At 59.7% G+C, this 13,276-nt stretch carries 9 protein-coding genes; 6 read left to right on the top strand and 3 right to left on the bottom strand.

The features are described from left to right. Positions 1-5 precede the first annotated feature (5 nt). Both AC07VR_RS10365 and AC07VR_RS10360 read right to left on the bottom strand, forming a co-directional pair. On the bottom strand, positions 6-1,004 hold the full coding sequence (locus AC07VR_RS10365; RefSeq protein ID WP_494991823.1) for a methyltransferase: 999 nt from the start codon (positions 1,002-1,004) through the stop codon (positions 6-8). A 30-nt stretch (positions 1,005-1,034) separates the two neighbouring features. Then, on the bottom strand, positions 1,035-2,000 hold the full coding sequence (locus AC07VR_RS10360; RefSeq protein WP_495011183.1) for a 2-hydroxyacid dehydrogenase: 966 nt from the start codon (positions 1,998-2,000) through the stop codon (positions 1,035-1,037). Positions 2,001-2,092: 92 nt separating this feature from the next. Here AC07VR_RS10360 and AC07VR_RS10355 point away from each other — a divergent pair, with 92 nt between their 5' ends. The 5 genes from AC07VR_RS10355 (at position 2,093) to AC07VR_RS10335 (ending at position 11,256) form a co-directional block, all read left to right on the top strand. Next, positions 2,093-2,722 carry a LysE family translocator gene (locus tag AC07VR_RS10355; RefSeq protein WP_494991825.1) on the top strand — a complete coding sequence of 210 codons (630 nt, stop codon included), beginning with the start codon at positions 2,093-2,095 and terminating at the stop codon, positions 2,720-2,722. Between the two features lie 145 nt (positions 2,723-2,867). After that, positions 2,868-4,550 (top strand): fatty acid--CoA ligase, encoded by a 1,683-nt coding sequence (locus AC07VR_RS10350; protein ID WP_494991826.1) that lies wholly within the window; start codon positions 2,868-2,870, stop codon positions 4,548-4,550. 335 nt (positions 4,551-4,885) lie between these two features. Continuing rightward, positions 4,886-6,775, top strand: coding sequence for a DUF1302 domain-containing protein (locus tag AC07VR_RS10345; RefSeq protein WP_495011182.1), 1,890 nt, complete (start codon positions 4,886-4,888; stop codon positions 6,773-6,775). A gap of 28 nt (positions 6,776-6,803) precedes the next feature. Beyond that, positions 6,804-8,168, top strand: coding sequence for a DUF1329 domain-containing protein (locus AC07VR_RS10340; protein ID WP_495011181.1), 1,365 nt, complete (start codon positions 6,804-6,806; stop codon positions 8,166-8,168). Positions 8,169-8,511: 343 nt separating this feature from the next. Continuing rightward, a complete protein-coding gene (locus AC07VR_RS10335; RefSeq protein WP_495011180.1) occupies positions 8,512-11,256 on the top strand; it encodes a winged helix-turn-helix domain-containing protein in 2,745 nt (914 codons plus the stop codon). Positions 11,257-11,489: 233 nt separating this feature from the next. Here AC07VR_RS10335 and AC07VR_RS10330 read toward each other — a convergent pair whose 3' ends face one another. After that, positions 11,490-11,711: a flavin reductase family protein gene (locus AC07VR_RS10330; RefSeq protein WP_495011179.1), complete on the bottom strand. Its 222-nt coding sequence runs from the start codon at positions 11,709-11,711 to the stop codon at positions 11,490-11,492. 200 nt (positions 11,712-11,911) lie between these two features. Between AC07VR_RS10330 and AC07VR_RS10325 the strand changes: the two genes are divergently transcribed. Then, a complete protein-coding gene (locus AC07VR_RS10325) occupies positions 11,912-13,240 on the top strand; it encodes a flavin-containing monooxygenase (RefSeq protein ID WP_495011178.1) in 1,329 nt (442 codons plus the stop codon). The last annotated feature ends 36 nt before the right edge of the window (positions 13,241-13,276 follow it).

Here is a 13,276-nt window from a genome sequence, read left to right as displayed (position 1 = left end):
AGGTTTCAGCCGCGCTTGGCCCGATAGATGCGAAAGCCTTGTCCTTCGGCCTTGATCGAACACTGCCCCAGATGCTCTTCTATCAGTGGTTGATAACGCAGGAAGCTGTTGGCGACAAGGCGCAGTTCGCCACCTGTTTTCAGATGTTTTACCGCTTTTCGCAGCAGGTTTTCCGTTGCGTGATAATCGGTATGAACCCCGACATGGAACGGCGGATTGCTCAAGATCGCACTTAGACCCATGGGTGCTGCGTCGATTCCATCGCCGGTCAGAACCTCGGCTTCCAGGCCATTGGCGGCCAGAGTCAGACGACTGCTGGCGGCTGCAAATGCATCGACGTCCAAAAGCGTGACGGTGTTGTGCGGATACCGACGTTTGACCGCGGCGCCCAACACGCCCGCGCCGCAGCCGAAGTCCAGCAAATGGCCGCTGGGCAGTTTGTCCAGATGCTCAAGCAGCAAGGCGCTGCCGCGATCCAGGCGACCGTGGCTGAATACACCGGGCAGGCTGATGACTTTTAGCGGTCCCTCGGCCAGCGGCAGTTCGTACTCTTGCGCAAGGCTTTCCAGCGTTACGGCTTGCGGCGCATTGGCCACGGTGACCTGCCAGAGCTGGCAATGCCGTGCGCTGTCGAGTTTGCGAGGTTTGCCGAAGGGGTTCAGTTGCTTGGCTGCGCCTTCGATACCGCTGCGTTTTTCACCGACCAGGTACAACTCGCGGCCGGCCAGGCGCGAGGCCAGGGCATTGAGCACGTAGTCGGTCAGGTCTTTGGATTTGGGCAGGAACACCACCGCTGTCTCGAACGGTTGCTGCGGCGCGTTCACACCAAAATGGCTGCGCTCGGCAAAGCGTGCGCCCAGCGCCGCCTGATCACCGGCATGCCAGCACCAGCCATGGGCGTTGGGCAATTTGCCCAGCAAATCATCGGCGGGTAAACCGGCCAGCAGCAGCGAGCCCTGGAATAACTCAGCCTGACGAAGCAGTACTTCACTGCGCGGATCCATGGTCTGCTCCTGAAAAAGTGGCGCAGTTTATCAATTGACGACCCGCAGCGCTGTACCGTTGAAAAACGCCTGGGCGTTTTCCGTCAACTGACCGACGATCCGCTGCCGTGCCTCGCGACTGCCCCAGGCGTTGTGCGGGGTAACTATCAGGCGTGGAATGTCGTTGCTCAGCAAGGGATTGCCGGCAGTCGGCGGCTCGACGCTCAGCACGTCGGTGGCCGCGCCGCCGAGGTGACCGCTGCGCAAGGCGTCGGCCAGAGCCTGTTCGTCGATCAAGCCGCCGCGAGCGGTGTTGACGATGAAGGCGCCGGGTTTAAGCAACGCCAGCTCGCGGGAGCTGATGAAGTTGCGCGTGTGTTCATTGAGCGGGCAGTGCAGGGTCAGCGCGTCGACTTGCGGCAACAGCTCCTCCAGCGGTAAACGATCGGCGCGGGCAGGGCGTCCGGGTAGTTGGCCGAGCAGTACGCGCATGCCGAAGGCTTCGGCCAGCCGCGCGACGGCGCCGCCCAGTTCGCCATGGCCCAACAGGCCGAGGGTCTTGCCTTCCAGCTCGACAATGGGGAAGTCCAGCAGGCAAAACTGCCTGGCCTGTTGCCAGCGGCCTTCGCCGACCGCTTTCTGATAGTCGCTCAGGCGCGTGGCCAGGGCCAGTAGCAGCATGATCGTGTGCTGGGCAACTGACGGTGTGCCGTAACCCTGGCAATTGCTGACGGTGATGCCGTGGGCGCGAGCGGCGGCGAGGTCGACGTTATTGGTGCCGGTGGCGGCAATCAGGATCAGCTTCAGTTCGGGGCAGGCGGCTAACGTTTCGGCGTTGAGCATGATCTTGTTGCTGATGGCGACATTGGCACCTTGCAGGCGTTCGATCACTTGATCCGGCGTGGTTTGTGCGCACAGCTGCAGATCGCTGAAACTGTTTCGCAGCGCACTGAGGTCAAGGTCGCCCAGGTCCAGGGAAGTGTGGTCAAGGAACACGGCGCGGCGATTGTTACTCATCAACTGTACCTTTTGTGCGGTTAACTGAAGGCGTAATGTGGCGAGCCTAACAGATGAAACAATCTGATACTCCCTGCCAAAAAGGAGCCCCCATGTACTGGACAGAGTTCTTGACCGTCGCCCTTATTCACCTACTCGCTGTTGCAAGCCCCGGCCCGGACTTTGCTGTGGTGGTGCGCGAAAGCGTGACTCACGGTCGCCGTGCGGGTACCTGGACGGCCTTGGGCGTCGGTATGGCGATCTTCCTGCATGTGGGCTATTCATTACTGGGTATCGGCCTGATCGTGTCGCAGTCGATCGTCCTGTTCAATGCCCTGAAATGGCTGGCGGCCGCCTATCTGCTGTACATCGGTTTCAAGGCCCTGCGCGCCCAGCCGGCCAGGCCGGCGACTGAAGACCTGCACAAGGAAGCCGGCGAACGCACGGCTCGCGGCGCTTTCACCGCAGGTTTCGTGACCAATGGCTTGAACCCCAAGGCGACATTGTTCTTCCTGTCGTTGTTCACCGTAGTCATCAACCCGCAAACACCGCTGGCGATTCAGGCGGGTTATGGGGTTTACCTGGCCGTGGCAACCGGTTCCTGGTTCTGCCTGGTGGCCATGCTGTTCAGCCAGCAGCGGGTACGCGCCGGTTTCGCCCGCATGGGCCACTGGTTCGACCGGACCATGGGCGCGGTGCTGATCGCCATTGGCGTGAAGCTGGCATTCACCGAGATGCATTGATTGTACGACCGGAAATGAATGCTGGCGCAAGGCCAGCATTTGTACGGCTCTGCAAATCATTCCTTTGGCTGATTTGGCTGTCATAAAGGGGTTCTAAAGTGCAGATCTTTACAGCCAAGACCGTGCAGTCACAAAAGGGATTCTTATGTTGCAGACTCGCGTTATCCCGCCAGCCGAAGGCGCTTATCAATACCCGCTGTTGATCAAGCGGCTGCTGATGTCCGGCAGCCGTTACGAGAAAACCCGCGAGATCGTCTACCGTGATCAACTGCGCTATAGCTACCCGACCCTCATTGAGCGTGTCGCGCGGCTGGCCAACGTACTGACGGCAGCCGGGGTCAAGGCCGGTGATACCGTGGCGGTGATGGACTGGGACAGCCATCGCTATCTGGAGTGCATGTTCGCCATTCCGATGATTGGCGCGGTGATCCACACCATCAACGTGCGTCTGTCGCCTGAGCAGATTCTCTACACCATGAACCACGCCCAGGACCGCTTCGTGCTGGTCTACAGTGAGTTCACGGGGCTCTACCAGGCAATTGCCGGGCAGCTGACCACGGTCGAGAAAACCCTGCTGCTGACCGACGGAGCGGAAAAAACCGCGGACTTGCCGAATCTGGTTGGCGAGTATGAGCAACTGCTGGCCGCGGCCAGCCCGCAGTACAACTTCGAAGACTTCGACGAGAACTCGGTCGCGACCACTTTCTACACCACCGGCACCACGGGTAATCCGAAAGGGGTGTATTTCACCCATCGGCAATTGGTACTGCACACCATGGGCGTGTCGACGATCATGGGCAGCATCGACAGTGTGCGACTGTTGGGCACAAACGATGTGTACATGCCCATCACGCCGATGTTCCACGTACATGCCTGGGGCCTGCCGTATGTGGCGACCATGCTCGGGCTCAAGCAGGTTTATCCCGGTCGTTACGATCCGGAGTATCTGGTGCAGTTGTGGCGCAAGGAAAAGGTCACCTTCTCCCATTGCGTCCCGACCATCCTGCAGATGCTGCTCAATGCCAAGGCGGCCAGGGACACAGACTTCGGCGGCTGGAAAATCGTTATCGGTGGCAGCGCCCTCAACCGTGCGCTGTACGAAGCGTCCAAGGCCAAGGGTATTCAACTGACCGCCGCTTACGGCATGTCGGAGACCGGCCCGCTGGTGTCTTGCGCTCATCTCAATGACGAGCTGATGGCCGGTACTGAAGACGAACGCACCACCTATCGAATCAAGGCCGGTGTGCCAGGGCCATTGGTGGAAGCGGCGATTGTCGATGACGATGGCAACTTCCTGCCGGCTGATGGCGAGTCCCAGGGCGAGTTGGTATTACGTGCGCCCTGGCTGACCGAGGGCTATTTCCGCGAACCGCAGAAGGGGGCTGAACTGTGGGCCGGCGGTTGGTTGCACACCGGCGACGTGGCCACCCTGGACAGCATGGGCGTGATCGATATTCGTGACCGGATCAAGGATGTGATCAAGACGGGTGGCGAATGGGTGTCGTCCCTGGCGTTGGAAGACCTGATCAGCCGCCATCCGGCGGTACGCGAAGTAGCAGTGGTCGGCATCCCGGATCCGCAATGGGGCGAGCGGCCGTTTGCACTGCTGGTAGTGCGCGAAGGGCACGCGATTGAAGCCAGGGAACTCAAGGAACATCTCAAGCCGTTCGTTGAATTGGGCCATCTCAGCAAATGGGCAATTCCTAGCCAGATCGCCCTTGTTACTGAAATTCCCAAGACCAGTGTCGGCAAACTCGACAAGAAGCGCATCCGCCTCGACATCACTGAGTGGCAGACCAACAACAGCACCTTCCTCTCGACGCTTTAAGCGTCCTTTGCCGTGCCCGAAAGGGCACGGCAAGCCCACCAAGCAAGCGCTTGGCTTGTCAAAACGTTATTTTCAGTCATCCTTGTCGTGCCGGCATCTGCCGGTTTGGCGAAAGGAGTGTTGCAGAGTGGGCGGGGCTGCAAATCACACTTTAGAGGGATCAAGCAGTACTACCTGCTGGCTATAGTCCGCTCAAGGATTTTTAAGAACGGGGCAAACGCACAAAACGGGGCGATGCAACTCTGACTGACTTTGGGACAACCTGGTTTCCTGTCACTCAGAGCGTTTTTAGAAGTGCTCACAGCCATAAAAATAAAGCACATGGAGTAGCGTCGATGACATCAGTAAACCAGTTCTGGCGCCGGGCGAAACTGCCCCTGGCGGTCAGTCTCGCCTCTACGCTTGCCGGGCCCGCATTCGGCGTCAGTTTCAACATCGGTGAAATAGAAGGTCAGTTCGACTCGTCTCTCTCCCTGGGTATGAGTGTGTCAACCCAGCAGCCGAACAAGAACCTGATCGGCGTCAACAACGGTGGGAAAGGTCTGTCCCAGACCTCCGATGACGGTCACTTGAACTTCAAGAGCGGGCAAGCCTTTTCGAAGATCTTCAAGGGCATCCATGACCTTGAACTGAAATACGGCGATACCGGCGTCTTCGTACGCGGTAAATACTGGTACGACTTCGCGCTGCAAAACCAGGATCTGGAATTCAAGAACGTCAGCAACGACGGACGTAAGGAAGGCGCCAAGTCGTCGGGTGGGGAAATCCTCGACGCCTTCGTCTACCACAACTACTCCATTGGTGACGAGCCGGGTTCCGTGCGTCTGGGCAAACAGGTCGTAAGCTGGGGCGAAAGTACCTTCATTGGCGGCGGTATCAACTCGATCAACCCGATCGATGTTTCCGCGTTCCGTCGTCCTGGTGCCGAGATCAAGGAAGGCCTGATCCCGGTCAACATGTTCTACATCTCGCAAAGCCTGACCGAGAACCTGTCGGCCGAGGCGTTCTACCAGATCGGGTGGGACCAGACTGTTGTCGATAACTGCGGCACCTTTTTCTCCCAGCCAGACATCATTGCCAACGGTTGCACCGACAACCTGCGTGTACTGAACAAGCGCTCCACTATCCCGGCAGTCGCATTGGGGCCATTGGCCGCAGCCGGCGTTGATGTCAACGAAGAAGGGGTGCTGGTTCGTCGTGGTGATGATCGCGAAGCCCGTAACAGCGGCCAGTGGGGCGCGTCCTTCAAGTACATGTTCGACCCGCTGGACACCGAGTTCGGTGCGTACTTCATGAACTACCACAGCCGGGCGCCGATCTTCAGTGCCACCGGGGCTCCGCAGTCGGTTTTCAACGGCGTCAAGGCCTTGCCGGGTCCATTCCAGGCCTTGGGGCCGCTGGTGGTCGCGGGTAACTCGCAGTATTTCGTCGAGTACCCTGAAGACATCCGCCTCTATGGTCTGAGCTTCTCAACCACCTTGCCTACCGGTACCGCGTGGAGCGGTGAGATCAGCTACCGTCCGAATGCCCCGGTGCAGTTGAACTCCACTGACATTCTGTTCGCTGGGGTTCGCCCACTGGGCGGTACGCTGACCAACGCCTCCTTGCTCACTGGCGTTCCGGGTGAAGACCTGCACGGCTTTCGCCGCAAGGAAATCACCCAGATCCAGACCACCCTGACGCACTTCTTCGATCAGGTCATGGGCGCCCAGCGTCTGACCCTGGTGGGTGAAGTCGGCCTGACTCACGTCGGTGGCCTGGAAAGCACGTCCGACGTCCGTTACGGCCGCGATCCGGTCTTCGGCCCAGGCGAACTGCCAGCCACGGGTGGTCTGGACACCTGCTCGCAGATCCTCAACACCTCCACCATCAACGGTGCCGGTCCGGGCGCTTCGGCCAATAACCGTAGCAGCAACTGCAACAACAATGGTTTCACCACGGCCAACTCGTGGGGTTATCGCGGCCGCGCGATCTGGGAATACCCCGACGTGTTCGCCGGTGTGAACCTCAAGCCGAATGTGGCCTGGTCCCATGACGTCAGCGGCTATTCCCCTGGCCCTGGCGGTAACTTCGAAGAAGGTCGCAAGGCCGTGAGCCTTGGGGTCGATGCTGAATACCAGAACACCTACACCGCAAGCCTGGCATACACCAACTTCTTTGGCGGTAAGTACAGCACCGTGGATGACCGCGACTTCGTTGCGCTCAGCGTCGGCGTGAACTTCTAAGCACTGCATCTTGAGGACGAACAAAACTATGAAAATAACCAAGAGTCTGTTGCATGTCGGTGTCCTTGGGCTGTCGCTGCTGGCGACCAGCGTCATGGCAGCGGTTCCCGCGGCTGAAGCGGACAAGCTGGGCAAAAGCCTGACACCGATGGGCGCCGAGATGGCCGGTAATGCCGATGGCTCGATCCCGGCCTGGAAACCGATGGCCAGGAACGCCGGTAGCATCGACAGCAAAGGCTTCCTGTCCGACCCTTATGGCAGTGAAAAGCCGCTGTTCACCATCACCGCGCAGAACGTCGATAAGTACAAAGAGAAGCTGGCTCCAGGGCAGTACGCGATGTTCAAGCGCTACCCGGAAACCTTCAAGATGCCGGTTTACCCGTCCCATCGCGGCGCCACTGTGCCGGATGACGTACTCGCCGCCATCAAAAGGAATGCCACCAACACCAATCTGGTCTCTGGTGGCAACGGTCTGGAGAACTTCGAGACCGCAGTGCCTTTCCCGATTCCAAAAAGTGGCGTTGAGGTTATCTGGAACCACATCACCCGCTATCGTGGCGGCAGCGTGACCCGTCTGGTGACCCAGGCCACGCCACAGCCAAACGGCTCGTACAGCATGGTGTACTTCCAGGACCAGTTCGTGTTCCGCGACAAGATGAAGGATTACGACCCGAAAAGCCCGGGCAACATCCTGTTCTACTTCAAGCAGAAAGTGACCGCTCCGGCACGTCTGGCCGGTGGTGTGCTGCTGGTGCACGAAACCCTCGACCAGGTGAAGGAGCCGCGTTCGGCGTGGGTCTACAACGCCGGTCAGCGTCGCGTTCGCCGGGCTCCACAAGTGTCCTATGACGGTCCGGGTACCGCGGCTGACGGCCTGCGCACCTCTGACAACCTGGACATGTACAACGGCGCGCCAGATCGTTACGACTGGAAACTCGAAGGCAAGAAGGAGATGTACATCGCCTCCGACAGCTACAAGCTCGATTCACCGCAGCTCAAGTACACCGACATCATCAAGGCCGGTCACATCAACCAGGACCTGGCGCGTTACGAGCTGCGCCGCGTCTGGCATGTGGTTGCTACCCTGAAGGAAGGGCAGCGTCATATCTATGCCAAGCGTGACTTCTACATTGACGAAGACACCTGGCAAGCGGCGGTGATCGATCACTACGACGGTCGTAATCAACTCTGGCGTGTGGCCGAAGCCCATGCTGAAAACTATTACGACAAGCAAGTGCCGTGGTACGCCCTGGAAACCCTCTACGACCTGCAATCGGGTCGCTACCTGGCACTGGGCATGAAGAACGAAGAGAAACAGGCGTATGACTTCGGCTTCACCGCGACCACCAGCGATTTCACCCCTGCTGCACTGCGTCAGGATGGTGTTCGCTAATACGTTGTAAAACAGAGGCCGCATCCTCTGAACGCCCCGACTGGATCGGGGCGTTTTCTATTGGGCTCATCAAGGTAGGAGCGAGGCTTGCCCGCGAGGCATCGGCACAGGCGCCGAGGGGTTTCAGGTAAACCGCGTCGTCCCATTCGCGGGCAAGCCCGGCTCCTACGAAGAGCTATGCGGTTTTCTCTGGCTGGCCGGTGGTAACGGCAAACCGGCGCTGACAATTTTGGTTGTATTCTTTTTCTATCAATTTGTAGCGGAAATCTACAAAACGAGGCCTTTTACCGCTAGTCTGCGGACATCTGCAATGCCGACAACAGCACTTCAACAAGAGTTGGCTATGACTGACCTGTCCCGCTTACAAGGGCCTTCCAGTGTGGCGATTCCAGCACTGGAAGGGCGTTTTTACCGACCACCCTTGCCCGACGGCTATGTACTGCGGCCTCGCTTGTGCGAGCGCCTGAGTGCAGGCTTGAGCGGGCGTTTGCTGTTGGTCAGCGCGCCGGCCGGTTTTGGTAAAAGCTCCCTGGCGGTGGAGTTCTGTCAGAGCCTGCCTGCTCACTGGCAAAGCCTCTGGTTGGGACTGAGTCCTCGTGACAACGACCCCGGCCGCTTCCTCGAGCGCCTGCTCGACGGTCTTCAACAATATTTCCCGCAACTGGGCAGTCAGGCTCTTGGTCTGTTGAAAATGCGCCAGCGGCACCAGCCGTTTGCCTTCGAAGAATGGCTGGATGGTCTGCTGGATGAACTGGCCGAGCACCTCAGTGCGAGCAATCCGTTATTGCTGGTGCTGGATGACTACCATCTGGCCCAGGGACCGGTGCTCGATCGCTGCCTGCAATTTTTCCTCAATCATTTACCCGATGGCTTGCTGGTGCTGGTCACCAGCCGTCAGCGTCCGGACTGGCACCTGGCGCGTTTGCGGCTGTCCCGGCAATTGCTTGAGTTGCATGAGCAGGACCTGCGCCTGACTCACGACGAATCTCTGACATTGCTCGACAGGCACAGCAGTTCGCTGCGCGGTGAAGCGCTGGAAAGCCTGATCCAGCGCAGTGAAGGCTGGGTTGCCGGGCTGCGCTTCTGGCTGCTGGCGGCCTCCGAAGCCGGCAATGGCGGTGCTCTGCCTCAGGCGTTGCACGGCGGGGAAGGGTTGATTCGCGACTACCTGCTCGAAGAAGTCATCGATTGCCTGCCCGCCGAGGTGCAGTCATTCCTGTATGACACCGCGCCGCAGGAGCGTTTTTGCAGCGAGTTGTGCGACGCTGTTCGCGAAGCCCACGACAGCGCTGAAATTCTTCGGTATTTGCAGGCCCATCAGGTTTTTCTCGTGCCACTGGATGATCAAGGCCATTGGTATCGTTATCACCATTTGTTTTCCGACCTGCTGCGTACCCGCCCCACGACCAATGCGGTATTGCCGGCCGCCAGTCTGCACCTGCGGGCTTGCCGCTGGTTCAATGCCCAGGGCTTGCTCGATGAAGCGGTGGAACAGGCATTGCGTGCCGGACACCTGGATGTGGCGGCGAATCTGGTGCAGAACCTTTCCGAAGAACAGCTGCTGGCCGAGCAAAACGTTGGCATGCTGCTGCGCTGGAAAATGGACCTTCCCGACAGCCTGCTGATCAGCACGCCGCGGTTGATCGTGCTCTATAGCTGGGCGCTTGGACTCGCCTGTCAGCTGGACGCCGCCGAGGAGCTGGCGAGTCATTTGAGTCGATTCCTGCCGGCACCTTCGGCGACCGCGCAGAAATCCATGCTGGCTCAATGGCTGGCGCTGAGCGGGATCATCGCCCGTGGTCGCGGTAACCGCGAGCTGACCCTGCTTTATTGCACGCAAGCGCTGGAGAGCCTGCCGCACAAGCGTTACGGGCAGCGCTTGATGTGTCTTTCGACGCTCTCCAATCTGGCAATTGCCGACGCCGACCTGTGGCGCGCCCGTGGTTTGAACCGTGATTCGCTGGAGTTGGCGCAACGCGTTGGCAACCCGCTTTTCGAAGCCCTGGCCCATTACGATCGGGCCCGGGTGCTGCAAGCCCGGGGGGAAATCCTCCGCGCGCTCGATGAGGTGCGCCAGGGTTTGCAACGCCTGCAGAAGTTGTCCCCGCAGCGGCTGTACGCAGTTCGCGCTCGGCTGACTCTGTATGAAGGATTTCTGCTGACCCTGCGCATGCAGCCCGAAGCCGGGCTCGCTCGATTGCAGGCCGGATTGGGCGAAGCGCGAGCCTGTCGGGATATCAGTGTGCTGATCGGTCATTGTGTGATCGCCAAGCTCGAAGGGCATAACGGCCAGTTCGCCAAAGCCTTTGCCGAACTGGCCGAAGCCGAGCGGTTGATGCACATCTGGGACGTGCCGCCGATCTACTACCTGGCGATGATCACCCTGGTCAAATGCGAGCTGTGGCTGGCTCAGGGCCGTACCGATCTGGCCGAAGCGTGGCTGGCGCGGCTAGGGCAGACCTATAACGGTGAAAAGGCGGCAGCGCCTCCGGAATTCCATCCACAACTGCCGATGCACATCGAACTGCAACAGGCCTCGCTGGACGTGATCCAGGGGCGTCCCGCAGTGGCCGAGCAGCGGTTGAATACACTGGTCGAGCATGGGCAGCGAACCGGTCGGCAGATGCTCAGCGCGATGGCGTTGAATCAGAAGGTCACGTTGCTGCTCGGTAGCGGGCGCGAACCTGAAGCACGGCAAGCCTTGGCCCAGGCGTTTGAAGCGGCGGCGGGGGGCGTATTGCAACCTTTCGAGTGGTTGCTGGGTGGCCATCCCGACTGGCTGAGGGAGCAACTTCAGTTCAGTTCGCAACCTGCGCTGCGCCAAAGCTTGCTTGAGCGCTTGCCAGCGGCCGTAACCGTGGCCCGGGAGCCGGTCGAGCCGCAGCATCACACCGAAAGTCTGAGTGCCCGCGAAATGGCGGTCCTGCAATTGATCGCCCAGGGCTGCTCGAACCAGGAAATCAGCGATCGGCTGTTCATCTCCCTGCACACCGTAAAAACCCACGCCAGCCACATCAACAGCAAACTCGGCGTCGAGCGCCGGACCCAGGCCGTGGCCCGGGCGAAGGAATTGGGGGTGTTGGGGTGATCCAGAATGTCGGGCATGAACCCTGTGGCGAGGGAGCTTGCCCAACTTCCCGTAGCAGCTGGCGAAGCCTGCGTTCGGCCGCGCAGCGGTCGTAAATCCTGCCGCCACGGTTAACCTGAAAAAACGCGGTGCCTGATTTTACGACCGCTGCGCGGCCGAACGCAGCCTGGCGGCAGCTGCTACGGGCATGCGGGCAAGCTCCCTCACCACAAGTGCTCGCCAGACCGGCATTGCTAAACCGCCTCCAACGCCTGTAACCCGCAAAATTTCCTCTGCGAATACGCCAGCGGCGCGCTTTTACGGCTTTTCACTGCCATCACTTTGCCGATAAACACCGTGTGGGTGCCCAGGTCCATTTGGTGCTCGATGTGGCAATCAAAACTCGCCAGGGCATTGTCCAGTAATGGCGCGCCCGTGGTGTGCGGGGGCCGGTGGCCCAGGTGTTCGCCGGGCAAAAAATAACTGGGTAAAACGCATCTTTACACCTCATCCAGACCCGCGATTTAAACGGGTCAAAAGGCTCTGCATCAGTTATTTATCTTCAATTACCAGCTTAATAATATTTTACCAATACAGGGGTGATCCCTAGTCTTGCGCCAAGAGATGACAAGCCATGTCCGACCTGAATCCAACTGCTTGTTAGAAGGGTGTAGAGATGACCATTGATAAAATAAAAATAGATACGCTTGTTGTTGGCGCCGGTCAGGCTGGGGTGGCCATGAGTGAACACCTGAGCAAACTCGGCGTGTCCCACCTCGTGCTGGAGCGCAATCGTATCGCCGAACGCTGGCGCACCGGACGCTGGGATTCGCTGGTTGCCAACGGTCCGGCCTGGCACGATCGTTTTCCGGGTCTTGAGTTCGACGATCTCAGTCCCGACGGCTTTGCCCCGAAAGAGCGGGTTGCGGATTATTTCGAAGCCTATGCCAGGAAGTTCAATGCACCCATCCGCACCGGCGTGGAAGTGAAGAAGGTAGAACGCAATGTTGGCCGGCCGGGCTTCACCATTGAAACCTCCGAGGGCGTGATCGAGGCCAACCGCGTGGTGGCCGCCACCGGACCTTTCCAGCGTCCGGTTATCCCGCCGATCGCTCCGAAAGATGAGCAATTCACACAGATCCATTCGGCCGAATACCGCAATCCAGCGCAGCTTCCCGAAGGGGCTGTATTGGTTGTGGGTGCCGGGTCGTCGGGAGTGCAGATTGCCGATGAGTTGCAGCGTGCCGGCAAGAAGGTTTACCTCTCGGTTGGCGCACACGATCGCCCGCCCCGCGCCTATCGCAACCGTGACTTCTGCTGGTGGCTGGGCGTTCTCGGTGAATGGGATGCGGCGGCCATGAAGCCGGGCAGGGAACACGTCACCATTGCCGTCAGCGGTGCCCATGGCGGCCGTACGGTGGACTTCCGCGGTCTCGCCCATCGCGGGATGACGCTGGTTGGCCTGACGCAAGCGTTCAATGGCGCCGTGGCGACCTTCCAGGCGAATCTTGCCGACAACCTGGCTCGCGGCGATGAGAACTACCTGGCGCTGCTCAATGCGGCTGACGCCTACATTGAGCGCAATGGTCTGGACCTGCCGGAAGAACCTGAAGCCCGCCATACCTTCGCGGATCCGGAGTGTGTGACCACGCCCATTCTTGAGCTCGACCTGGCCGAGGCCGGCGTGACATCGATCATCTGGGCAACCGGTTTTGCCGTTGATTACAGCTGGCTGAAGGTCGACGCCTTCGACGCCAACGGTAAGCCGCAGCATCAGCGGGGCGTTTCGAGCGAGCCTGGCGTGTATTTCCTGGGCCTGCCGTGGCAGTCGCGTCGTGGCTCCTCGTTCATCTGGGGCGTTTGGCACGACGCCAAGTATGTGGCTGACCATATCGCCACGCAGAGTAAGTACCTCGCCTACCGGGATGCCGCGCAACGTCAGGCAGAAGACTGCGAAACCGCCCCTACCGCCCCGGCCGTCAATAAAACAACCGTAAGCGCTTGATGCTCAAGATCCGCCCCGGCGGTTGAACCGCCGGGC

The organism is Pseudomonas sp. GW821-FHT02H09, from assembly GCF_059421425.1.
Note: the sequence above shows the minus strand (reverse complement) of the source record. Positions and strands in the feature narration are given on the sequence as shown.